Source organism: Arthrobacter livingstonensis (genome assembly GCF_003219815.1).
Classification (GTDB): Bacteria; Actinomycetota; Actinomycetes; order Actinomycetales; family Micrococcaceae; genus Specibacter; species Specibacter livingstonensis.
This window is the reverse complement of the sequence record NZ_QJVD01000008.1, coordinates 27,542-51,961: the sequence shown is the minus strand read 5'-3', so window position 1 is coordinate 51,961 and position 24,420 is coordinate 27,542. Positions and strand designations below refer to the sequence as shown.

At 66.9% G+C, this 24,420-nt stretch carries 18 protein-coding genes; 7 read left to right on the top strand and 11 right to left on the bottom strand.

All coding sequences use genetic code 11. The features are described 5' to 3' along the window. Positions 1-56 precede the first annotated feature (56 nt). The 5 genes from CVV68_RS09095 (at position 57) to CVV68_RS09075 (ending at position 7,498) form a co-directional block, all read left to right on the top strand. Positions 57-1,649 carry a Na+/H+ antiporter gene (locus CVV68_RS09095; protein ID WP_245933433.1) on the top strand — a complete coding sequence of 531 codons (1,593 nt, stop codon included), beginning with the start codon at positions 57-59 and terminating at the stop codon, positions 1,647-1,649. Between the two features lie 106 nt (positions 1,650-1,755). Next, positions 1,756-4,869 (top strand): 3-phosphoshikimate 1-carboxyvinyltransferase, encoded by a 3,114-nt coding sequence (gene aroA, locus CVV68_RS09090; RefSeq protein WP_110500812.1) that lies wholly within the window; start codon positions 1,756-1,758, stop codon positions 4,867-4,869. Continuing rightward, entirely contained in the window at positions 4,859-6,064 is a 1,206-nt protein-coding gene (locus CVV68_RS09085; protein ID WP_110500692.1) for an acyl-CoA dehydrogenase family protein, read from the top strand. The genes aroA and CVV68_RS09085 overlap by 11 nt, the downstream gene beginning before the upstream one ends. Further along, on the top strand, positions 6,061-6,882 hold the full coding sequence (locus CVV68_RS09080; protein WP_110500691.1) for an SDR family oxidoreductase: 822 nt from the start codon (positions 6,061-6,063) through the stop codon (positions 6,880-6,882). Before CVV68_RS09085 ends, CVV68_RS09080 begins: the two co-directional genes overlap by 4 nt. Before the next feature lie 82 nt (positions 6,883-6,964). After that, positions 6,965-7,498, top strand: coding sequence for a GNAT family N-acetyltransferase (locus tag CVV68_RS09075; protein WP_110500690.1), 534 nt, complete (start codon positions 6,965-6,967; stop codon positions 7,496-7,498). A gap of 62 nt (positions 7,499-7,560) precedes the next feature. On the opposite strand, the gene CVV68_RS09070 is transcribed toward CVV68_RS09075, so the two are convergent. The 8 genes from CVV68_RS09070 to CVV68_RS09035 all read right to left on the bottom strand — a co-directional run bounded on the left by CVV68_RS09070 (position 7,561) and on the right by CVV68_RS09035 (position 20,991). Next, entirely contained in the window at positions 7,561-8,538 is a 978-nt protein-coding gene (locus CVV68_RS09070) for an aldo/keto reductase (RefSeq protein WP_110500689.1), read from the bottom strand. A gap of 29 nt (positions 8,539-8,567) precedes the next feature. Next, positions 8,568-9,194 (bottom strand): hypothetical protein, encoded by a 627-nt coding sequence (locus tag CVV68_RS09065; RefSeq protein WP_110500688.1) that lies wholly within the window; start codon positions 9,192-9,194, stop codon positions 8,568-8,570. Beyond that, positions 9,191-9,742 (bottom strand): DUF402 domain-containing protein, encoded by a 552-nt coding sequence (locus CVV68_RS09060; RefSeq protein ID WP_110500687.1) that lies wholly within the window; start codon positions 9,740-9,742, stop codon positions 9,191-9,193. The genes CVV68_RS09065 and CVV68_RS09060 overlap by 4 nt, the downstream gene beginning before the upstream one ends. Before the next feature lie 44 nt (positions 9,743-9,786). After that, entirely contained in the window at positions 9,787-11,778 is a 1,992-nt protein-coding gene (gene dxs, locus CVV68_RS09055) for a 1-deoxy-D-xylulose-5-phosphate synthase (RefSeq protein ID WP_110500686.1), read from the bottom strand. A 179-nt stretch (positions 11,779-11,957) separates the two neighbouring features. Continuing rightward, on the bottom strand, positions 11,958-14,786 hold the full coding sequence (locus tag CVV68_RS09050) for an aconitate hydratase (protein ID WP_110500685.1): 2,829 nt from the start codon (positions 14,784-14,786) through the stop codon (positions 11,958-11,960). Positions 14,787-14,854: 68 nt separating this feature from the next. Next, complete coding sequence (locus tag CVV68_RS09045; protein WP_306415687.1) at positions 14,855-17,446, bottom strand: HAD-IC family P-type ATPase; 2,592 nt, start codon at positions 17,444-17,446, stop codon at positions 14,855-14,857. An 8-nt stretch (positions 17,447-17,454) separates the two neighbouring features. Further along, on the bottom strand, positions 17,455-18,972 hold the full coding sequence (locus CVV68_RS09040; RefSeq protein WP_110500684.1) for a class I SAM-dependent RNA methyltransferase: 1,518 nt from the start codon (positions 18,970-18,972) through the stop codon (positions 17,455-17,457). A gap of 12 nt (positions 18,973-18,984) precedes the next feature. Continuing rightward, complete coding sequence (locus CVV68_RS09035) at positions 18,985-20,991, bottom strand: APC family permease (RefSeq protein WP_110500810.1); 2,007 nt, start codon at positions 20,989-20,991, stop codon at positions 18,985-18,987. Between the two features lie 131 nt (positions 20,992-21,122). On the opposite strand from CVV68_RS09035, the gene CVV68_RS09030 reads away from it, so the two are divergent. Both CVV68_RS09030 and CVV68_RS09025 read left to right on the top strand, forming a co-directional pair. Next, complete coding sequence (locus CVV68_RS09030) at positions 21,123-21,794, top strand: potassium channel family protein (protein ID WP_110500683.1); 672 nt, start codon at positions 21,123-21,125, stop codon at positions 21,792-21,794. Between the two features lies 1 nt (position 21,795). Further along, a complete protein-coding gene (locus tag CVV68_RS09025) occupies positions 21,796-22,503 on the top strand; it encodes a potassium channel family protein (RefSeq protein WP_110500682.1) in 708 nt (235 codons plus the stop codon). 8 nt (positions 22,504-22,511) lie between these two features. Here the strand turns inward: CVV68_RS09025 and CVV68_RS09020 are convergent, their stop codons facing one another. The 3 genes from CVV68_RS09020 to CVV68_RS09010 are packed head-to-tail and all read right to left on the bottom strand — an operon-like array spanning position 22,512 to position 24,363. Further along, positions 22,512-23,249 (bottom strand): DUF3159 domain-containing protein, encoded by a 738-nt coding sequence (locus tag CVV68_RS09020; RefSeq protein WP_438502626.1) that lies wholly within the window; start codon positions 23,247-23,249, stop codon positions 22,512-22,514. Continuing rightward, entirely contained in the window at positions 23,250-23,585 is a 336-nt protein-coding gene (locus tag CVV68_RS09015; RefSeq protein WP_245933432.1) for a single stranded DNA-binding domain-containing protein, read from the bottom strand. It abuts the gene before it with no gap. 4 nt (positions 23,586-23,589) lie between these two features. Next, positions 23,590-24,363: a DUF3710 domain-containing protein gene (locus CVV68_RS09010; protein WP_110500681.1), complete on the bottom strand. Its 774-nt coding sequence runs from the start codon at positions 24,361-24,363 to the stop codon at positions 23,590-23,592. Between the last annotated feature and the right edge of the window lie 57 nt (positions 24,364-24,420).

Sequence of the window (24,420 nt, the reverse complement as noted above, 5' to 3'; positions counted from 1 at the left end):
TGCCTTGCCGACGCTGACGCGTCTGGAATTCACGACTACGCTGTTTTTAGTCTCTGATGAACGAAAAGGCGGTGGTGTTGGCAGTGGGAACCTTGGCAGTGGTTGTTGGATTGATGCTGGCGACTGTCCTCATGGTTGGCCTCGGGGACCGCATCCGCCTGCCGTATCCAGTGCTGATGATCATTCTTTCTGCCGGTGCGGCATTTATCCCCGGGTTCCCGCAGGTCAAAATCGAGCCAGAGCTGATTCTGCCGCTCTTTTTGCCACCGCTGCTTTTCGCCACCGCGTTGAAGTCATCATGGTCCGTGTTCCGGGTTCGCTGGCGGAGCATCGTGTTGTTGGCGGTTGCACTGGTGGTGGTGACGACGGCGACGGTGGCTGGGGCCGCTTGGCTGTTGGTGCCCGGAATTGGAATACCGGCGGCCATTGCACTCGGCGCCATGGTGGCGCCGCCTGATCCGGTAGCCGTCGAGTCCATCGCCGGGAAGGTCCGGATGCCGCGCCGGCTCAGCGGTGTCCTGCAAAGCGAGGGGTTGTTTAACGACGCCACCGCCATCGTCATTTTCCAGACTGCCCTCGCCGCTGCCGTGGCCGGCCAGGACGTGGGGCCCGGCATCATCGTTTCTTTTCTGCTCGGTGCCGTCGGCGCGGCAGCCATCGGCTTGGCCGCCGGCTGGGTGACCAGGAAACTGACCGATTTTGTCACCAACCCCATCGGGCACAGCGCGGTTACCCTTGTGGTCCCGTTCGCGGTGTACATAGCGGCGGATTCCGTGCATGCGTCGGGCGTCGTTGCCGTCGTCGTTGTGGCCTTGGAGATCAGGCGCGGCGGCCGCGCAGATGCCGCGCAGGAGAGGGTCACAGTCAACGCCTTCTGGGACGTGGTGGAGCTGATGGTGACAGGCATCGCCTTTGGTCTGGTGGGCTTGGAAGTCCGCCAGGTCATCGAAGGTCAGCAGACGAATATTGGGGCGCTGATCTGGCCAGCGGTACTGATCTGTGTGCTCTGCTTTGCCGTCCGCGCCGCCTGGCTGGCACTACTGGTGCTGCCGAGCCAGCGCCGCGGGGCAAACGCGCCGCCGTCGAACGCGAAGGACGTCGTGGTGCTCACCTGGTGCGGCATGCGGGGCTTGGCAACGTTGGCGCTCGCGCTGGCGATTCCGTCGACGTTGGCTGACGGCTCCCCGTTCCCCGGCCGCGGGCAGATAGTCCTGTTGGCCGTGGCCGTACTTCTGAGTACCCTGGTTCTGCCGGGGTTGACCCTGCCGTGGCTGATGAATCGGCTTGGCCTGGCGGAATCGCCGGAAACGCAAAGGCAGATTGAGCAGGATCTCGCTTCCCGGGCCGAGGAAGCGGCCATGGCTGCCGTGCAGGCTTCCGATCTCCTCGACGGCGTGGATGAGAAGAGAATCGAATGGGTCAAGAGGCGGCTGCTGCAGCTCCATACTGAGCTGTCGGGCACACCCACTGACGCGGTCAAGGAGGAACGCTCCGAGTTCAGGGGCTGGGCCATCACCGTCCAGTCGCTGGCCCTGGACGCAGCCCGAGCGGAAATGGTGACCGCACGCGGCGAAACCGGATCGGACACGGTGGCTGCCGACCGGGTGCTGCATCGCCTGGATTTACGCACCATGTTGGTGCCGGACTAGCTAAGTAAAGCCGCCCTGCCCATTCCCGCCGTCAGCGCGTAGGCTGGCAGCAGAGCCCCGTGCGGGCGGACGCAGAGACCTTGTCAATGGGAATCGGGTGCGAATTGTGCATTTGTCAGTCGTGGGAACCACCGACCTTGTCCGCGGAGCCGTTCTCGTCCCCAATTCGAAATACCACGCCCACCGCGCGCTGATCCTGGCCTCGCTGGCGCCCGGCACCAGCCGAATCCACGGCCTCAGCGACGCCCGGCATGTCCAGTACACCGTCTCCGCGCTGCGGTCCCTCGGCACTGGCATCGAGGTGGACGGGGACACCTTCATCGTCCACGGCGGGCCGTACCATTCCCGCACCGGTTCGGTGTCGGCTGGCAGTTCCGGCTCCACCTTGTACTTTCTGGCCGGCCTGGCAGCCCTCGCCGACCGGGACGTGAGCGTCACCGGCCAGAAGTACTTCGCGCACCGGCCCATTGGCCCGCTGCTGGCCGGGCTGCGCCAAATGGGTGTGGAGGCGCATTCACCCACTGACTGCCCGCCCATCACGGTCAAGGCGCGCCGGCCCACCGGTGGCGTGGTGCACATCGCCGGCACCCTGTCCCAATGGGTCTCCGGGCTCATCCTGACCGCCCCGTTCGCCCTCGACGGGACCACGGTGGTCGTGGACGGGCCGCTGAACGAACGCACTTATGTGGAACTGACGGTGCGCATGATGCGCCAGTTCGGCCTGGAGGTGGACGTCTCCGCCGACTGGCAGCAGTTCCGCATCCCGCCCAACCAGCGTGCGCGCGCCGTGGACCTGACCCTGCCGCCGGACATCGGCTCGGCCGCCTTTGGCCTGGCCGTCGCCGGGCTGCATCCGGCCGACATCCTGCTGCGAGGACTGCGCCAGACCAGTTCCCACAGCGCCGACCACCCCGAGTCCGAGCTGCTGGACATCGTCGCGGCGATGGGGCTTCCCATGATGTACGACGCCGGTGCCGACTGTGTGCGCGTGCGCCACAACGGCAGGCGGCTGGGTCCGGTGGAGGTGGACTGCCGCACGGTGCCCGACATGCTGCCGGTCCTCTCCGTCATGACGTCCCTTGCCGACGGTGAAAGCGTGTTTCACCACGTGGAGCACGTGCGGTTGAAGGAGTCGGACCGCGTGGTGGCCATGCTGCAGCTAAACTCCATGGGTGCAGACCTGGACTTTGACGGCACCGACCTGCGGGTCCGCGGTGTGCCCCGGTTGGCCAGCGCCCGACTGTCGTCCTTCAACGACCACCGGGTGCTGATGTCGCTGGCCGTCGCCGCCACCGCAGCGGAAGGGCGGTCCCTGCTGACCTATCCGAACGCCTACCGCATCTCCTACCCGATGTTCCTGAATGCCATGCAGACCCTGGGGCTGGACATGGAAGTCGAGCCCGGCCCGGCACGCGAACACCACACTGCGGCCTTGGCCGAACAGTTGGCCGCCGCCGATTCCCTCGCCCAGGCCGACGCCGCCGGGCTGCTCACCAGTTCTGACTGGATCCGCAAGTGGGCCTCGGAGAAACCGCACGCCCTCGCCGTCGTCGACGCCCGCTGGGACATGGCCCCGCACCTAAGCTGGCAGGCGCTGGACACCGACGTCGACCGGGCCGCGGCCCTGTTCCTCGCGCTCGGGGTCGAACACGCGGAACGGATTGCGGTACAGCTGCCCAACTGGCGCCAGTTTGTGGTGATTGCCGCCGCGGCCATGCGGATCGGGGCCGTCATCTGTCCGCTCATGCCGATTTTCAGGGACCGCGAAGTGGCGTATGCCCTGCAGCGATCCGGGGCCAGGGTCCTAATCGTGGCCGACAACTTCCGCGGGCGCCAGCACTCCGTGGAAACTGCCGCGCTGCTGGAGGCTGCTGCTTCCGGGCGGGACCCGGCCCTGGCCGGCATCCTGGTCGAACACGTTTTTGTGGTCCACGGCACCCCCGGCACGGCCCGGCTGATGCCGCACGGCACGGACGCCCCCGGCCCCGTGCAGTGGCATGCCTGGCACCAGGCGCGCGCGGCCGTCACCGTGGACCGGGCCGCGATTGACGCCCGGGCGCCCCGGCCCGACGACGCCGCCCAGCTGCTGCTGACCTCCGGCACCTCCGGACCGCCCAAGGGTGTGGTCCACACCCACCGCCGGCTGTCTCGCGCCGCCGTGCTGCAGGCCGCCCAGCTTGGCCTGGACGGAAGCGAGACCATCTACATCCCGTCCCCGCTGGCCCACCAGACGGGCTTCCTGTACGGCATGTGGCTGGCCTTTGCGCTGGGCGCCCCGCAAATCGTCCAAAGCGTGTGGGACCCCGGCCGTGCCCTGGAGGTGCTCCACAGCTGGGAGGGCACCTTTGTCCAGGCTGCCACGCCGTTTCTGACCGACCTGGTGCACGCGGTCGAGGGCGGCGCCCCGGCCCCGGAACACCTGAAGACGTTCGTCGTGACCGGCGCCGCCGTGCCCCGCGCCCTGGCCGAACGGGCCACCCGCGTGCTGGGGAGCGCCGTCTGCGGCGCGTTTGGCACCACCGAGACCGGCCTGGCCACCTTGTCCGCCCCCTACGACCCGCCGGCGAAGGCCTGGGGCACCGACGGGCGGGCGCTGCCGGGCGTCCGCCTGCGCATCATCGACGACGACGGACGGCTGCTGCCGCCCGGCGCCGACGGCAACCTGGAAATCTCCAGCGCCACCGTCTTTGACGGGTACCTTGACCAGCCCGGGACCGACAACGAAACGTTCACCGCCGACGGCTGGTACCGCACCGGGGACCTGGCCACCCTGGACGACGACGGCTACCTGCGCATCACCGGCCGGGTCAAGGACATCATCAACCGCGGCGGCGAAAAACTGCCCGTCTACGAGATCGAACAGCTGCTGCACACGCACCCGGCCATCGACGAGGCCGCCATTGTGGCCATGCCCGACCCCCGGTTGGGCGAGCGTGCATGCGTCTTCGCCAAGCTGGCCCCCGGCGCCGACCTGGACTTCGCCGGGATGCAGGCGTTCCTCCAGGCCCACGGCGTCAGCAAGCACTATTGGCCCGAACGGCTGGAACTCGTGGACGCCATCCCGCGCAACATTGTCGGCAAGGTGCAAAAATTCGTGCTGCGCGAACGAGCCGCCCAACTCACCCCCCACCAATGGTCAGGGCTGCCGCCGCCGCAAGGTCCGGCGTCGGGCATCACTGGCGCCCCGACGGGAAACGGGGAGGGCAACGATGGCCGTTGACAAGCCGGCCGGCCTGGACGGCCGGGGCACCGCCGTCGACGCCGGCACTTATGAACGGCTGCTTGCCGACGTGACCGCGTGGGTCGAGGGGCCCGGCGAAGAGTGGGCTCGCGTCATCGAATCCACGGGCAGCGTGCCTGCGGCGCTGCGTACGGAGCTGCGAGAGCGCGGTTTCCTGGGGCTGGCGGCCCCCCGGGAACTGGGCGGGGCTGGCCTCTCGTTCACGCAGTGGATGGGGCTGATGGAGGTGTTTTCGCGGTCGCACGCGTCGATTCGGATGATTGTCCACGTGGTCAACGGCACGTGGCGCTCCATGAACCCGCATGCCACCGCCGAACAGCGCGCACGCTACGTGCTGCCGTCGGTTGCGGGGAACATCACCGTGGCCTTTACGCTGACGGAGCCGTTGAATGGGACCGGGGCGGACATTTCCTCCACGGTCCGCCGCGTGGGGGACGTGTACCTGCTCAACGGCACCAAGCACCTGATCACCTTTGGCGTGCACTGCGACTACTGGCTGCTGTTTGCCCGGCTTGAGGGCAGCTCGGGCAGGGACGGCACGGTGGGCCTGCTCGTGGCCCGCAACTCCCCCGGCGCCACCGTCGAGGACACCTCCAACACAATGGGGGTCCGCGGCACCGACCACGCCCGGCTGACGTTCGTTGACACGCCGGTGCCGGTTGACCGCCGCCTCGGCGAAGAGGGCGACGGGCTCGCAATTGCCCTGGGCGGGTTCCTGACACCGAGCCGGATATCCGTGGCCATGAGCTGCGTGGGCCTGGCCGAGCGGGCGCAGGAACTGGCAGTGGGGTATGCCCGGCGGCGCGTCACCTTTGGCAAGCCAATTGCCTCCCGGCAGGCCATTGCATTCATGCTGGCCGAAAATGCCGCCGACATTCAGGCTGCCAGGGCCCTGGTCATGCATGCCGCCGCCGAGTGGGAAGCGGGCTCCGGGGAGGCGCCGGCCCTGTCCTCCATGGCGAAGCTGACGGCCGTCGACATGCTGACGCGGGTCACGGACAAGGCACTGCAGGTCCACGGGGGTCTGGGATATTGGAAATCCGAGGCCATTGAGCGGGTCTACCGGGACGCGCGGGCCCAGCGCTTTGAGGAAGGCACCAACGAAATCCAAAAAGCGGTCATCGCCAAGGACCTCCTTGACCGGGCGGCCGCGAAGGAAGAGGCAGGCGCGTGAGCGGAAAATACGACGGAAAAATTGCCCTGATCACCGGCTCCTCGCGCGGGATCGGCAGGCACCTGGCGCTGGCCCTGGCCGCGGAGGGGGCGGCCGTCGTCGTCAATTACCGGGAGAATGCGGACCTGGCGGACGGCGTTGTCGCCGAGGCACGCCGGCTGGGAGGGCGGGCCATTTCAGTCAAGGCCGATGTGGAGGACCCCGCCGGCATCGCGGGATTGTTCGATGCGGTGGCCGCCGAATACGGCCGTCTGGACTACTTCGTCAACAACGCCGCCGCCTCGGCGTTCAAGAAGATCGTGGACCTCAAGATCCACCACCTGGACCGTTCCTACGCCATGAACGTGCGCCCGTTTGTCCTGGGCGCACAGGAAGCCGTGAAACTGATGGACGACGGCGGGCGGATCGTGGCCGTGACCAGCTACGGCAGCATGCGCGGATTCGCCAGCTATGCCGTGCTCGGCTCCTACAAGGCGGCCGTGGAATCGTTCATCCGCTACATGGCGGTGGAGTTTGCGGGCTATGGCATCAACGTCAACGGGGTCAACGGCGGGCTCATCCAGTCCGACTCGCTGGAGTATTTTTATGCGATGCCGGGGATGGCACCGATCGAGCGGGTTCTGGAAACCATACCGCTGGGGCGGCCCGGCACCGTTGCGGATATGGCCAACGCCATCGAATTCCTGCTCTCCCCCAATTCCGCCTATATGACCGGCCAGACCCTGGTGGTGGACGGCGGGATGACGGTGGCAGCCGCCCCTTACTACCACGACGTCACGGATCCGCTACGGCTGCCGGAGCGGCCCACCCGCGGGTAGGTGCCGAGCTGGCCCCGGACCGGCCGAGCGGCTGACCGACGGGCGGGGCCGGTAAAGCCCGCGTTCCCGTACGCTGGGATCCATGACCGTTGTCCTGCACGAAACCACCTCCATCCGGCACCTTGACGTGTGCGACGCCGCCGCGCTGGCCCGTGCCCATGTCAGGAACCGTGACTACCTGCAGCCGTGGGAGCCGGTCCGGCCGGACCGGTTTTACACCTCCGACGGGCAGCGGGAGCGTCTCACCGCGTCTGTTGCCGAACAGGCTGCCGGGCGCAGCTTCTTCTGGGCCCTGTTCGACGGCGCCGAAGTGATCGGCTGTATTTCCCTCACCGACGTTGTCCACGGCGCATTCCAGAACGGACACGTCGGCTACTGGATTGCGCGGGACTATCAGGCCCGCGGGCTGGCGACGGCAGCCGTGGGTTTTGTCCGCACTTTTGCCACGGAGTTGGGTCTGCACCGCCTGCAGGCCGGCACGCTGGTGCACAACGCCGGGTCGCGGAAAGTGCTGGCCCGCAGCGGGTTCAAGGAGATCGGCACAGCCGTGAGCTACATCCAGATTAACGGCCGCTGGCAGGACCACATTCTGTTCCAAAGCATCCTGCACGACTGAGCTGCAGGAACGATTCGCAAAATACCCCCGAAGCTGAGGGGGCGTCGTATGAGTGCGGGCGGCTAGAACAAGGCAACCTTTGGCGTCCGGGGGAAGATTTCATCCAGCGTGGCAAGGTCCGCCGCCGTGGGCCGCCACGAGGCTGACGCCGCATTCTGCCTGATCTGCTCGGGCCTGGTGGCCCCGGCGATGACGCTGGCCACCGACGGCTGCGCGGCCAGCCAAGAGAACGCCACCTCCTGCTCGGTGAGCCCCCGTTCGGCGGCGAAGTTCCCGAATGCCGCCAGCTGCCCGAAGTCGGCGTCAGTCATCAGGCTTTGGCGGGTGTGCGTCAGCCGGCTCCCAACCGGTGCCTTTCCGGAGCTGTACTTGCCAGTGAGCAGGCCATTGGCCAGCGGAAAGTAAGGCAGCATGCCCAGGCCGTAGGCCTCCGCCGCCGGCACCACTTCCAGCTCCACCCGGCGGTCCAGCAGGTTGTAGTGGTTCTGGCTGGAAACAAAGCGGTTGGAGCCCAGCGCGCGGGCCGTGAACTCGGCCTCGGCCACCTGCCAGCCCGCCATGTTGGAGTGGCCGATGTAGCGCACCTTGCCGGCCCGGATGAGCTCGTCCATGGCGCTGATGGTCTCGGCGATCGGGGTGTGGGGGTCCGGAGTGTGGAACTGGTACAGGTCGATGAAGTCGGTGCCCAGCCGCCGCAGCGACGCCTCCACTGACTGGATGATGTACTTCCGCGAGCCGCGCCGGCCCCAGTCCACGCCGTTGGCGCCGGAGGCGTCCATGCCGAACTTCGTCGCAACAATTACGTTGGCCCGTTCGGCACCCAGCGCCTTGCCCAGGATGGTTTCGCTGAGCCCGGCGGTTTTGCCGTAGCTGTCCGCGACGTCAAAGAGTGTAAATCCCGCCTCCAGGGCGGCATGCACGACGGCGTTGCTCCCCTCCTGCGATTCGGTCGCGGTGCCGCTGCGGCCCAGGTTGTTGCAACCGAGCCCCACGGTGGAAACGGTCAGTCCGGAGGCGCCCAGTTGGCGGAATTCAGTCATGGTTCCACCCTATCGAATGCCGGCGCCGGCTAGAGGACAAACGCGGTGGCACCGTTCGGGGAGTGCTTGGCCCTGATGGCGCCGAGGTCGTTGGCGGGGGCCACGCCAACGCTTAGCTTGGTGAAGTCCAGCTTTTCCTCGCGAACGCACACCTTGATGTTGGCCACAGCCCGGGCGGCGTCGGGGGCCAGGATGTAAATGTTAAGCTTGCCGGTGCTGTGCGGGCCATTGACAAACTCGGTCCTTTCAACCACTCCGCTGCCGCGCCAGGCCAGGTGCGCGGTGAGCGCCTCACGCGCCTTTTCCTCCAGGTACTTGTCACGGTCGGTGACGCGTGCGCTTTTCATGGCGAACTGTGCCACCACGGCAAATTGTTCCTCCCGGGACAGTTCGGCGTAGCCGTCCGCCAGGCACTGCTCCTTAAATGCGGCCAACATGCCCAACGCCTCCTCCGCGGTGTCCACGGGCGCTTCCTTGGACGTGCTCTGGTGGCCCACGGTGCCATGATTGACCACGAACCAAGTTTCCTCTTCCGCGCCCTCCCCCGCGTCCACCCACGCTTCACGGAAAACCATCGCACCGGCGTCGTCCGTCCTGTACATGCGCACAATGTTGGCATCGGCGGTGAACTCCGGCAGTCCCTCGGTATCGTTCATGGCAGTGTCCTTCCCAGGGTGAACCAGGCCGCGTCACGGCCGTCGAAGGGCGCCTGGCGGGCCGCAACGGCGTCCATCAGGGCGGCGGTGGCCGATTCCATGCGGGTGCACAGCCCGGCCGGGTAATTCATTTCCACGCGGTGTTCGGCGAATTCTTCTTCATCGTCCACGTACAGGCCGCGGTCCTTGGTGCGGACCACGTCCAGGTCCATGTCGACCAGGTGGCATTCAACCACGGCTGGCCGGATCCGGTTCCAGGACAGTTCGCAGGCCAGGTCAATGTAGAGCTCGACGCCGTCCGGGTGGGTGTCGTCGTAGAACGTCGCAACCCAGTCACCGGCGTGCGGGACGAGCATGACGGCGTCCGACCCCGTGTAGAGTGCGGCACCGGGTCGGGAGATGAACTCTCCCGTCCCCTGGAAGATCCAGTGCCCGTGGTTGTCGGAACCCAGATAGCGCCCGGGCACCACCCAATGGGCCGTGCCGTCGTACTTGCGGTTGCGGGCAACCACGAGATCGCCGGGGGCAGGTGCCGTGGCCGGCCGCACCTCCGGCTGCGTTTGCCTGTGCGGTGTTTCCTGGTACAAATCCGTCACAGGATGGGCAGCTGTCCGGTGCGTGGCGCGGGCTGGCCGGCCAGCGGGCGGGCAAACGGCACCTTCGTGCCCAGCACCTGCTCCACCACGTCCTGGGCCACCCGCTGGGCTGTGAGGCCCACGCGTTCGAGCACTTCCCCGCGCGAGCCGTGGTCCAGGAATTCCACCGGCAGGCCCACTTCGTTCAGGGCGGTGTCAACGCCGGCGCCCCGCAACTCCTGGCGGATCCGCGAACCCACGCCGCCGGCGCGTACGCCGTCCTCGATCACAATGACAATGCGGTGGCGGGATGCCAGCGAGATGATGGAGCGCGGCACGGGCAGGACCCAGCGCGGATCAACCACCGTGGATGTGATGCCCTGGGCACTGATGCGTCCGGCAATGTCCAGGGCCATCTCGCTCATGGCACCGACGCTGACGATCAGCACATCGGTTTCCGGGTCGTCGCCGGTTCCGGGCATGTCGTGGTCCGTGCGCGAAAGGACGTCGACGCCGTCGGCCAGTCGTTCGATGGCCTTCACCTCCGGCCCCACCTTGCCCTTGGAATAGCGCACCACCGTGGGCGCGTCGGAGATGGCGACGGCCTCGCGCAATTCCTCCCGCAGGCGCTGTGCGTCGCGGGGGGCGGCCAGGTGCAGGCCGGGCACTATTTGAAGCATGGACAAGTCCCACATGCCGTGGTGGCTGGCGCCGTCAGGCCCGGTCACGCCGGCGCGGTCCAGGACCACGGTGACGCCGGCCTTGTGCAGGGCCACATCCATGAGCAGCTGGTCAAAGCCGCGGTTGAGGAAGGTAGCGTACATGGCCACCACGGGGTGCAGCCCGCCAAAGGCCATGCCCGCGGCCATGGTGAGTGCGTGCTGTTCGGCGATGCCGACATCGATGACACGCCGGGGGTGCCTGTCGGCCATTTTCGCCAGGCCCACGGGGATCAGCATCGCGCCGGTGATGCCCACAATGTCCGCGCGTTCGTCGGCGATTTTGGCGATCTCCTCGCCAAAGACGCCAGTCCAGGACGTGCCGCCCGCCGCCTCAACGGACGCGCCGGTCTCGGGGTCGATGATTCCGACGGCGTGGAACTGGTCGGCCTCGTGGGCGCGGGCTGGTGCGTAGCCGCGGCCCTTTTCGGTGAACGCGTGGACAATGACGGGGCCACCGTAGTTCTTCGCGGCGGTCAGGGCGGCCTCCATGGCCTTTTCATCGTGGCCGTCCACCGGCCCGACGTACTTCAGCCCAAGGTCGTCAAAGAGACCCTGCGGCGCCCACCAGTCCTTGATGCCCTTCTTGGCGGCGTGCAGCCCTTTGTACAGGAACTGGCCGGCAGCGTTGCCTTCCTGGAGCCGCTTCTTGCCCCAGTCCATGGAGGCCTCGTACTTGCGGTGGGTGCGCACGTGGTCAATGGCAGGGCGCAGCGACGCCAGGTGGTCGGCCAGCCCGCCCACGGTGGGGGCATAGGAGCGGCCGTTGTCGTTGACCACGATCACGACGCGGCGGTCCTTGTCGGCGGCAATGTTGTTCAGCGCTTCCCAGGTCATGCCGCCGGTCAGGGCGCCGTCGCCAATGACCGCGACGACGTACCGCTCGCCTTCGCCGTTGAGCTTGCGGGCCCGGGAGATGCCGTCGGCCCAGGACAGGGAGGAGGATGCGTGCGACGATTCGACGATGTCGTGCTCGGATTCGGCGCGGCAGGGGTAGCCGGACATGCCGCCCTGTTGGCGGAGCGTGGAGAAGTCCTGCCGCCCCGTGAGCAGCTTGTGGACGTAGGACTGGTGCCCGGTGTCAAAGACAAAGGAGTCGCGGGGGGAGTCAAAGACGCGGTGGATGGCCAGCGTCAGCTCCACGACGCCCAGGTTGGGGCCGAGGTGCCCGCCGGTCTGGGAGACGTTGCTGATCAGAAAGTCCCTGATTTCCTGCGCGAGCTCCACCATTTGGGTGTCGCTGAGCCTGCTCAGATCCCGCGGATGCGTGATGGTTTCCAAAAGTCCCAATGGTACCTCCCTGGGTCAACTCTCAACGTCTAACAATATCGCGTCACGTGCGGCTGTGCGCGCGGGCCGCATCCGGTGCGGTGCTTTAATGACACCGATCCCGCATTCTGAGCCCGGGATACCGGTGTCAGAATGCGGGATCGGTGTCGGAAAGCACATCAAAGCCTGATGCGCGGCTGCTAAGAGACTGCGGTGATCTGGCGCAGGACGTACTGCAGGATGCCGCCGTTGCGGTAGTAGTCCGCCTCGCCCGGCGTGTCGATGCGCAGCACGGCGTCGAAGCTGGTGCTCTTGCCGTCTTCCGCGGTGGCCGTGACCTTGAGCGTCTTGGGAGTGGTGCCGTTGTTCAGCTCAGTCACGCCCTCGACGGAGAACGTCTCGGTGCCGCTCAGGCCCAGGGACTCGGCGTTTTGACCGGCCGGGTACTGCAACGGGAGCACGCCCATGCCGATCAGGTTGGAACGGTGGATGCGCTCGTAGCTTTCAGCCACGACCGCCTTCACGCCCAAAAGCGCAGTGCCCTTGGCGGCCCAGTCGCGGGATGAGCCGGAGCCGTATTCCTTGCCTGCCAGGACCACCAGCGGCGTGCCGGCGTCCTGGTAGTTGATGGAGGCGTCGTAGACGTAGGCCTGCGGCCCGCCGTCGAGGGTGAAGTCGCGGGTAAAGCCGCCCTCGACGTTGTCCAGGAGCTGGTTGCGGATGCGGATGTTCGCGAAGGTGCCGCGAATCATGACCTCGTGGTTGCCGCGGCGTGAGCCGTAGGAGTTGAAGTCCTTGCGTTCCACGCCGTTGGCGAGCAGGTACTGGCCCGCGGGGGTATCGGACTTGAAGGAGCCTGCCGGGCTGATGTGGTCGGTCGTGACCGAATCGCCCAACATGAGCAGCACGCGGGCACCGGCAATATCCTCCACGGGATCAGCTTCCGCCTTCATGCCGTCAAAGTACGGTGGCTTGCGCACGTAGGTGGACTTGGGATCCCACTCGAAAGTGTTGCCCTCGGGGGTCTCCAGCGACTTCCAGCGGTCATCGCCGTCGAAAATGGTTGCGTAGGAGTTGGTGAACATCTCGCGGTCGATCGAGGCGTCCATCACTTCCTGGACTTCCACCGGGTTCGGCCAGATGTCCGCCAGGAACACGTCCCTGCCGTCGTCGTCCTGGCCCAGGGCGTCGGCCTCAAAGTCGAAGTCCATGCTGCCGGCCAGGGCGTAGGCGATGACCAGCGGCGGGGACGCCAGGTAGTTCATCTTCACATCCGGGTTGATGCGGCCCTCAAAGTTGCGGTTGCCCGAGAGGACTGCCGTGACGGAGAGGTCGTTGTCCGCGATGGCCTGGGAAATCTCGGTGTCCAGCGGTCCGGAGTTGCCGATGCAGGTGGCGCAGCCGTAGCCGACGGTGAAGAAGCCGAGCTTCTCCAGGTACGGAACGAGTCCGGACTTTTCGTAGTAGTCGGTGACAACCTTCGAGCCGGGTGCGACGGACGTCTTGACCCAGGGCTTGGAAACCAGGCCCTTGTCGACGGCGTTGCGGGCCAGCACTGCTGCTGCCAGCATGACCGACGGGTTGGACGTGTTGGTGCAGGAGGTGATCGAGGCGATGGAGACGGCACCGTGGTCGAGCTCAAACTCAACACCGGATTCGTTCTTCACATGGATCGGGGCCGACGGGCGGCCGTTGGCCCCGGCGGCAGCGGAAACCACTGTGCGCTCGGTGTCATGCTGGTGGCTGCCCGGGTGCGTGAAGGAGGGGGCGTCGGAGGCCGGGAAGGATTCCTCCAGGGACTCATCCACCGTGTTGCCTTCGGCGTTCGCATCACCGGCAACGTAGTTCAACAGGTCGGAGCGGAACTGTGCCTTGGAGTTGCTCAGCTCAATGCGGTCCTGCGGCCGCTTCGGTCCAGAGATCGAGGGAACCACCGTAGAGAGGTCAAGTTCGAGGTATTCGGAGAACTGGATCTCCACGCTGGGGTCGTGCCACAGGCCCTGCTCTTTGGAGTAAGCCTCCACGAGGGCCACCTGCTCGTCGCTACGGCCGGTCAGGCGCAGGTAGTCCAGGGTCACGTCGTCGATCGGGAACATGGCAGCCGTGGAGCCGAACTCCGGGCTCATGTTGCCGATGGTGGCGCGGTTGGCCAGCGGCACTCCGGCCACGCCCTCGCCATAGAATTCCACGAACTTGCCGACGACGCCGTGGGCGCGCAGCTTCTCCGTGATGGTCAGGACCACGTCGGTGGCGGTCGCGCCGGCCGGGATGGAGCCGGTCAACTTGAAGCCCACAACGCGCGGGATCAGCATGGAGACGGGCTGGCCCAGCATGGCGGCCTCGGCCTCGATGCCGCCAACGCCCCAGCCCAGCACGCCCAGGCCGTTGACCATGGTGGTGTGGGAGTCGGTTCCGACCAGGGTGTCCGGGTAGGCGCGCAGCACCCCGTCGACCGTACGGGTCATCACGGTGCGTGCCAGGTACTCGATGTTGACCTGGTGGACAATGCCCATGCCCGGGGGAACAACCTTGAAGTCCTCAAAGGCGGTCTGGCCCCAACGCAGGAACTGGTAACGCTCCCCGTTGCGCTGGTATTCGATGTCCATGTTGCGCTCAATCGCGCCGGAGTTGCCAAAAACGTCAATCTGCACGGAGTGGTCAATGACCATCTCGGCCGGGGCCAGCGGGTTGACGCGGGTGGGGTCCCCGCCCAGTTCCTTGACGGCCTCGCGCATGGTCGCCAGGTCAACGATGCAGGGAACACCGGTGAAGTCCTGCATGATGACGCGTGCGGGCGTGAACTGGATTTCGGTGTCGGGCTCCGCATTCGGATCCCATCCGGCCAGTGCGCGCACGTGGTCGGCTGTGATATTGGCACCATCTTCGGTGCGCAGGAGGTTCTCCAGCAATACCTTGAGGCTGAACGGAAGGCGCTTAGCGCCTTCAACCGAATTCAGCCGGAAAATCTCATATTCGGTGCCGGCAACATTAAGTACGCCTTTGGAACCGAAACTGTCCACATTAGTCATGGATGGACTCCTCTCGCCACTGCTTTTATCTTGGTCACGCCGGGGACGGGATGCCAGTTAGGCTTGCCTTACTCGCGTTCGGAGACCGCGCCGCGCTTCTTGAGAAAGCGGTACAGCAGTTCGACCGCCAGACACCCTGTTGCTGTTACGCCCATCGTAACCGCCAGCAAGGGCCCCGCCGGGATGTCGAGGGCAAAGAAGTTCCGGGCAAACGGCACGATCATCACCAGCGCCAGCCCTGCCACCAAGGCCGCCACGAGCAGTGCGCGCCAGAAGTCGAACGGGCGGGCCAGCGCCCCGAGCACCCACAAAGCCACCAGGAGCACCGTCAGGGTGGTGGCCGTCTGCGCCGAGGTGGTGGCCTGGACCGGCGTCAGCGCCGGGTCGGGGAGCGCCCGCGCAAAGGAGTACACGGCCATGATGCAGGCTGCCATGATGGCCCCCGCGGGCACGGAAAACATCAGGGCCCGGCGCAGGAATCCAGGCTGGTAGCGCCTGGCGTTGGGCAGCAGGGCCAGGAAAAACGCGGGAATGCCAATGGTCAGGGAACTGACGATCGACAACTGCCGCGGCAGGAAAGGGTAGCGCCACAGCAGTATCCCAATCGTGATGGAGATAATGACGGCGTAGGCAGTCTTGCTCAGGAACAGGTTCGCCACGCGCTCCACATTGGCGATCACCCGCCGTCCTTCAGCCACCACGGACGGCAGGTGGGAAAACTGACCGTCCAGCAGCACCAGGCGCGAGACCGCCTTGGTGGCCGCGGCGCCGCTGCCCATGGCGATCCCAATGTCGGCATGCTTGAGGGCCAGTGCGTCATTGACGCCGTCGCCGGTCATGGCCACCACATGGCCGCGGGCCTGAAGCGCCAGCACAATGGACTTTTTCTGTTCCGGCGTCACCCGGCCCAGCACGCTTTGACACTCCAGCACTTCCGCCATCGCGTCCAGTTCCGCCGGCAGCGCGCGGGCGTCGTAGCCGTCTCCGGAAAACTCAAAGCCGACGTCCCGGGCCACGGCGGCCACGGTGCGGGGGTTGTCGCCTGAGATGATCTTCAACTCCACCCCCTGCTCCCGGAAATACGCCAGCGTGGCGGCCGCGTCGGGGCGGACCTGTTCACGGAAAACGAGCAGTGCAACGGGTGCGGGTCCGGACAGGTCAAAGTCCCCGTCCTGGGGGGCCGACGCCGGACGGTGCGCCAGCACCAGGGCGCGCAGCCCCTGCCCTGCCGCCTCGTGTGACGCCGCCAGTGCGTCCTTTGCAAACGTACCGCCGGCGCCGCCCGCCAGCACCACGTCGGGTGCGCCGAGCACCCATGTGCCGTGCGGCTCCCCCGCGGATGCGCCAGACGGGTCCGCACTGAACGTGGCCGCACTGAACTTGCGGGCGCTGCTGAAAGGGACCACGTGGTCCGGTTCCACGGAAGGGGTGCGGGTGAAGTCCGTGGCGAGCGCCGCCGCCGTCGCATTGGCGTTGGGGTGTGCCGCGCACCAGGCGAGAACGCGCTCCCACCCGGGAACGGGGTCAAACATGGTGGTGCCGGCAAGTTCCATGCGGCCCTGAGTTAGTGTGCCGGTCTTGTCCAGGCACACCATGTCCACTCGGGCCAGCCCCTCCACGGCTGGAAGTTCCTGGACCAGGACCTGACGCCTGGCCAGCTTCACGGCGGCCATGCCAAAGGAAATGCTGGTCAGCAGCACCAGGCCTTCGGGGATCATGGCCACGATGCTGGCAACCGCGCTGACCACGGCGGTGCGCCACCTGCCGCTGGCGATGGATTCAGCCCAGCCGCCGTTGGCGTACATCTGGCCGTTGACCACCAGCGCGATGATGGGGATCAGGGCCCAGGCGATGTAGAGAATGATCCGGTTGATGGAGTTGCGGATTTCGGAGTTGACCAGCGAGAAGCGCCTGGCCTCGGCCGTCAGGGCGCTGGCGTAGGAGTCGGGGCCAACCCGGTGCACGCGGGCGGCGCCGTGTCCGGCCACGACGGCCGAGCCGGACAGGGCCGTGTCCCCGGCCTCCTTGATGACCGGGTCCGACTCCCCCGTCAGGAGTGACTCGTCCACTTCAAGGGACTCGGCGGAGAAAACTATGGCGTCGGCGGGGATTTGGTCGCCGGTGCGCAGCAGAAGGACATCGTCATACAGGACATCGGCCACGGCCACCTCGTGGTCGGCACCGTCCCGGCGCACCAGGGCCTTGGGCGCGTGCAGCACCGCCAGCCTGTCCAGGGTGCGCTTGGCACGGTATTCCTGCACGACGCCGATGGCGGCGTTGGCCAGCACGATGAAGCCGAACAAGGCGTCACGCGGGTCCCCCACCAGCAGCACCAGCACCAGCGCGCTGCCCAGGACGGCGTTGAAGAGCGTGAACACGTTGGAGCGGAAAATGGCCCAAATGCTGCGGCTGCTTTCATGCGACACCGCGTTCGTGAGCTCGGCGGACCGGCGCTCCCGAACCTGTGCCGCATCCAGTCCGCGCCGTTCCAGCATTGCCTGGTCCACGGGCGCCAGCCCGGCCCGCGCCTGCGCCAGGGCGGCGCGCCGGTGTTCGTCGCGCCGTTCCGCCAGGACCGTGCCCTTGGGCTTGTTGCGCGTCAGGTCCCGCGCCTTGGCCGGATCCCGTACCGGCCGGGACTGCGGGGCCTTGCCGCTCAAGTACGCCCCTAGTTCTTCCTGGCGGCGGGGATAAGCAGCGCCACCGTTTCCACGTGGTGGGTGTGGGGGTACAGGTCAAAGGCGCGCAGCTTTTCCACCTGCCAGCCGGCATTGGCAAAATACTTCACGTCCCGCGCAAATGCCGCCGGGTCGCAGGAGACGTAGGCGATGGCGTTCGGCTTGGTGGCGGCAAGTGCCCGCACCACGGACTTGCCGGCTCCGGCACGCGGCGGGTCAAGCACGACGGCGTCGAAGCGGCGCCGCTGTCCGGCTGCGGACTGCGATGCCCGGGACTGCGTGCCCAGAATCTTCTCCACGCGGCCCTGCAGGATTTCCACCTGTTCGGCTGTGTGCAGGTTCTTTCTGGCGTCGCGGCTGGTGCCGGGGGATCCTTCGACGGACAGCACGCTGCCGTCGGGTCCCACCGCGTCGGCCAGGGGCGCCGTGAACAGCCCGGCCCCGGCGTACAGGTCGGCGACGTCTGTGCCGTCGTTCAGGTAGCCGCCGCCCAGCAGCGCGCCCAAGGCGGCGTCGGTGAGCACCTTTGGCGCCTTGCGGTGGATCTGCCAGAAGCCGTCGCCGGTGACCCGGAACTCGTGGTCTTCGGTGGTTTCCTTAACCCAGCCGCGCCCATTGATGACCGCGATCTCCCCGTTTTCCGGGTTCCAGCGGGCCACGGACGGCGGCACCTCACGCCCGGCCAGGGCCCGCGATACCCGCTTGAGCGCATGCCCGGCGGCCTTCTCCCCCAGCCCGTGGACCGGCGCCAGCAGCACCAGGACACCGGAGCCGTTGGCGGGCGCGGCGACCTCAACACGGTCGATTCCGGTGAAGTCCAGTTCCCACAGCCGCAGCTCGTCGACGGCGGGCAGGGCCAGCGGCATTTCCTGGACGGGCAGCACATCGTGGGAGCGGTGGGCGTGCATGCCCAGCTTGCCGGCGGACGTGACGGCAAAGCCCACGCGGGTCCGCCAGCCGAACCCGGCCCGCTGGGCCGCCGTGCCGTCGGCGTCAACGTCTTCGACACCGGCGCTGAACAGCGCGTCGATCCTTTCGGCGGACAGCCCGCCCAGGCGTTCGAGCTGTTCCCGGACGACGGCGGTCTTCAACGCCAGCTGTCCGGGACGGGAAATGTGGCCGAACTCGGCGCCGCCGATGGGCGCGGCACCGCGGGCGGCAGCCCTCAGGGCATCCGCCTCCAGCCAAAAGTGGGGCACCCGGTCGGGGGACGGCACTACCACGGCGGTGACGTCGGCGCGCCAAAACTTGGCGTCGTCGTCGTGCTCGGTCAGGGTGATCTCCACTGTCTCGCCGGGAATGGCGTGGCGGACAAAGATGACCCGGCCCTCATGCCGGGCAACGCAGTGGCCGCCGTGCGCCACCGGCCCCACGGTGACGGTAAGCCGGCCTGCGCCGTCAAGGCCTGTGCCGTCAAGGCCTGTGCCGTTGGGAACAGTGCCGTCAAGGCCGGTACCATCGGTGCCAGTGCCATTGGGGCTGGCGGGGCTGGTGCGGGGCTCGCTCATGTACGTGTGATCCTAGTCTTGGTACTTTTTCGCGTCGGTGGAGGACTTCAGCTGCCAGGGCACACTGGCCACCACCACGCCCGGTTCAAAATGCAGCCGCGTCTTAATGCGCAGGGCCGTCTGGTTGTGCACCAGCTGTTCCCACCATTTGCCCACCACGTATTCGGGGATGTACACCACAATCAGGTCCCGCGGGGAATCCCGGCGCATGGCCCTGATGTGGTTGATCAACGGCATCAGCGTTTCCCGGTAGGGACTCGCCAACACTGTCAACGGTACCGGGATCGCGAGCCTGTCCCAATCCGCGATGGTGGCTTCGGTCTCCGCCGGGTCCAAATCGACAGTGATGGCCTCCAGCGATGACGGGCGCGACGCGCGGGCAAACGCCAGGGCGCGCATGACCGGCTTGCGCACGTGGGAGACCAGGATCACCGCGTGGATGCGGGCCGGCAGGGCGCGCGTGGAGGAGTCGGCCTCCACGGCGAGTTCGGCCGCGACGTTGTCGTAGTGCGCCCGGATGCTCCACATGATGGCAAACAACACGGCCATGGCCAGCAGCGCGATCCAGGCCCCCTGCTCAAACTTGGTGACCAGCACAATCAACAGCACCGTCAGGGTCATGCAGAATCCCAAGGAGTTGATCACGCGGGAGCGCATCATGCGGAAGCGGATGGACTTGTCCTTGACCACGCCAAGCTCCCGCGTCCAGTGCCGGACCATGCCCAGCTGGCTGGCCGTGAAGGAGATGAACACGCCAACAATGTACAGCTGGATCAGCCGCGTCACGTCCGCGTTGAAGGCGACGATCAGCACCAGCGCCCCGACGGCCAGCAGGATCACGCCGTTGCTGAAGGCCAGCCGGTCCCCGCGGGTGCGCAGCTGCCGGGGCAGGTAGCCGTCACGGGCCAGGATGGAGGCCAGTACGGGGAAGCCGTTGAAGGCGGTGTTGGAGGCGAACACCAGGATGACGCCGGTGGCGGCGACGATGATGAAGAACGGGATGGATCCGGCACCAAAGATGGTCCCGGCGATCTGGCTGATGGATGGATTCTGCACATACCCTGCCGGCAGCGGATGGCCGTTTTGCAGGAATTCCGTGGCAGGGTCCGCCACGATGTGCACGCCCGTGGCATTGGCCAGGAACAAGATGCCGGCCATCATGCCGGCGGCCATGGCGCCGAGCAGCAGCAGCGTCGTGGCGGCATTCTTGCTCTTGGGCTTGCGGAAGTTGGGGACGCCGTTGCTGATGGCCTCGACACCGGTCAGTGCGGCGGCCCCGGAGGAGAAGGCGCGCAGGAGCAGGAACGCCCCGGCCAGCCCCGTCAGGCCCTGGCTGAAGGCCGCGTCGGGGATGATCTCAAAGCCGGCGGACGGCGCCCGGCCCAGCGTGCCGGTAGCCGCCTGGAAAAGGCCGGCCGCCGTCATGGCGAAGATGCAGAACATGAAGATGTAGGTGGGCACGGCAAACACGCTGCCGGCTTCGCGGATGCCGCGCAGGTTCACCAGCGCCAGCACAATGACCCCGACGACGGCGACCGCGGTCTGGGTGCCGTGCCAGCCGGGCACGGCCGTGGCCAGGTAGTTTGCGGCCGACGACATGGACACGGCCACCGTGAGGACGTAGTCGACCATCAGGGCCGAAGCCACCGTCAGCCCGGCGGTCCTGCCCAGGTTGACGGTGGCGATCTCATAGTCCCCACCGCCGGACGGGTAGGCGTGCACGTTTTGCCGGTACGACGCGACCACTGTGAGCAGGACCACCATGACTGCAATGCCGACCCAGGGCGCCAGCGCCACCGAGGCAACGCCAGCCAGGGCCAGGGTGAGCAGGATTTCATCCGGCGCGTAGGCCACCGAGGACAAGGCATCCGAGGCAAAAACGGGCAGCGCGATGCGTTTGGGCAGCAGCGTGTGGGCGAGTTTGTCGTTGCGAAAGGGGCGCCCGACAAGGACCCGCTTGAACGCGTTGAAGAAGTTCAGCACGCGGGTAACGCTAGTCGCTCGCGGGGCTAAAGTCATGATGGCCCGCACACGTGGCAGACTTCCCTTGGATGACGTTGGCCGAACCGGACTTGACCGGCGGCCTCCAATGGCGTCAGATTGGTAGCCGCACTGCGTTGCAGTGCCCATAATCATCACGAGGAGCATCGATGGCACATTTTGTGATCATGGGCTGCGGGCGGGTTGGCGCCACCTTGGCGCACACGTTGGAAGATTCCGGCCATTCGGTGGCCATCATCGACCAGAACGAACGCGCGTTCAGGCGCCTGCGGACGGGATTCGGCGGACGCAAGGTCACCGGCGTCGGCTTTGACCAGGACACGCTGCGCCAGGCGGACATTGAAAACGCGTACGCCTTCGCGGCCGTTTCCAGCGGGGACAACTCCAACATCCTGGCCACCCGGGTGGCGCGCGAGACCTTCCATGTCGAACACGTGGTGGCCCGCATTTACGATCCCGGACGGGCGGAGATCTACCAGCGCCTGGGCATTCCCACGGTGGCGGCCGTGCGCTGGAGCGCGGACCAGGTGCTGCGGCGGATCCTGCCCGAGTCCGCCATCAAGGGCGACTTCCGAGAGCCGTCCGGCCGGCTGATCCTGACCGAATTGGCGCTGCACCCGGCGTGGATTGGGCGTCACATTGTGGACATTGAAAACGCCGCGACGCTGCGCGTCGCGTACCTGACCCGCTTTGGCGAGGGCATGCTGCCGGGCCCGGACACAAGCTACCAGCAGGGCGACACTGTCCATGCCATGGTGCAGGGCAAGGACACGGCCGAGGTGGCCCGTCTTTTAGCCGCCGCGCCAGTAAAGGAGATCTAAGGTGCTGGTTGTCATTGTCGGGGCCGGCAGCGTTGGCTGCTCCATTGCCCGGGAACTGCTTTCCCACGGCCACGAGCTGCTGCTGATCGACCCCAAGCCGGAGGTCATCGGCAAGAGTGGACTGCGCGGTGCCCGCTGGCTGGTGGGCGACGCCTGCGAGATCAGCACGCTGCGCGAAGCAAAGCTGGAAAATGCCGACGTGGTTGTTTCCGCCACCGGCGACGACAAGGTCAACCTGGTGGTGTCGCTGCTGGCCAAGACCGAATTTGGCGTGGGCCGCACCGTGGGGCGGGTGAACAACCCCAAGAACGACTGGATGTTCGACGACTCCTGGGGCGTGGACGTTGCCGTCAACACGCCGCGCCTGATGACCGCCCTGGTGGAGGAGGCCGTGGAGATCGGCGACCTGGTGCGCCTGCTGACCCTCCAGACCGGGGTGGCCTCCCTCGTGGAGTTCACGGTGCCGGCGGAATCACACATCATCGGCCTGACGGTGGGGGCCGTCAGCTGGCCGCAGGACGCCACACTCGTGGCCATCCTGCGCGACGAGGCACCCATCACGCCAAGCGGCGACGACGTCATGGAGGCGGGCGACGAACTGTTTTTCATCTCCACCATCGCCGCCGAGGATGACCTGCGGGCACTGCTGTCGAACGACGGCGGCGCGGGCCGGGCTGGCGCCCGCGGGCAGTTGGGAGACGGCCAGTAGGAGGGCCTTCAGTCCGCCTTTACGGGGCGGCTGACCAGCCACGCCACCCAGACGCCGAAGGCGTACAGCGGCACGCCCATGATCAGGCGCATGGCACCAAGCGCGTCGACCGCACCGGCGAAATACAGGGGCAGCTGGACGGCCAGGCGGGCAGCCATCACGCCAACAATGATCCAGGTTGCCACCCGGTAGGCGCGCAGCCGCTCGGGCTTCCTGCGCCACTGCACGCCCTCGTTGCGGGCGTAGCCGAACAGCAGGCCAAGCACGGGCCAGCGCACGGCGATGGAGACCACCATGGCCGCGATGTAGCCGGCATTGGTGAAGAAGCCGATGGTGTAGAAGTTCTCCGCCTTACCCGTTTTCAGGGCCAGGAAAGCGGACAGCGCCACACCGGCGATCCCTGCCAGCGCCTGGGTGAGCGGCGTGCGCTGTGCCAGCCGGAACGCCAGGAACACGACAGCAAAGGCAACGGCGCCGCCCAGCGACCAGCTGAGGTTTCCGGTGATGGTGAACACCGTCAGGAACACCAGCCCGGGAACTACGCTCTCTGCGATGCCACGGATGCCGCCGGCTGCCGCCAGCAGGTCGATTTCGCCGTTTTCCTTGCGTACCAGGGTGGATTTTTCCGCCATCTCCTGGGCCAGGCCGGCGAACGTTCCCGGGGGCTGGACGTTCTCCGACACCGGCTTGGCTGCGGAGGCCGATGTTCCTTCGGCTGCGTCTTCTTCGGGGGTGTGCTGGGCCAACTAGCTCTCCTGCGTTCCAATGATCTCGTAGCGTGGATTGTAGATGGTGGGCAGGCCGTCCCGGAGGGACACCATGCCCTCAATGCGCAGGCGGGTGCCCACCACAATGCCGGGGACCCGGCGTCGTCCCAGCCAAACCAGGCGCAGCCGGTGGCTGCCGCCGTCGCTGGCCACCCGGTGGAACTCCCTGTCCGTGAGAATCGCCGTGAATTCCGGGGAGGCCGACGCCGGCTGGATGGTCACGGCGTCGATCACGCCGCTGCTCACCGCCCGGCCGCGCAGGGGCAGCTCGTTGATGGGCACTGGCGCGGGCCAGGCACCCTGTTCAATGGGCACGTGGCTAGCCGATCGCCGTGATTTCCGGGCCGCGGCGGAACGGTTCGCCGCCCTGGGCGGTGGTGGCGTGGTCGCCGGGCACCACACCGTCCGGGCTGGCCGCGGCATCCTTGGGCAGGCGCAGCACCAACAGGTCGCGGGGCGGCAGCGGGGTCTCCCCGCGCACCACCACCACTCCCCTGAACAGGTCTTCCAATTCCTGCGCCGCGTCCGGATTCAGGGCGGCATCGCCGCCGAGCACGCCGCGCAGGAACCAGCGGGGGCCATCCACGCCAATGAAGCGGGCCACCCGGTAGCCGCTGCTGCCGTCAGAGGCCTGGGCCGGAACCTTGGCGAGCACTTCCTTGCCAAAGGTGCCGTCGAGGATCTCAATCTCCCCGCCCTGGGACCCCACCGACAAGCCGATTTGTTCGCGGATGTCGCGCCAGAGCTTCTCGGAGCGGGACGCGGCAAAGGCCTGCAGCTGCAGGCTGGATCCGTTCAGGTCCAGGGTCACCGCGATCACCCGGGAGGTGCTTTCCTCAACTTCAAGGCGCAGCGCCAGTCCCTCGCGCGGGGTCACCAGGAGGGCCCCCAGATCCACGTAGCCGTCGGTGCCGGACACCTCATCGGCATCGAGGGGGCCATGGACGGCACGGTCGTAGACGGTGTCGGACGGGTCCGGCGGCAGTGCCAACATCCCGTTTTCCTCCGACATAGTGCCGTTGTCCGCGGTATTCCCCTGCTCATCGGCACTGGTGCCGTCATTCTTCTTTTTCTTGCCGAACCCAAAAGCCATGGGGTGGAAACTCCTTGTGAATGTTGGAACGGAACGTTTTCTACAGTTTCTCCAGGC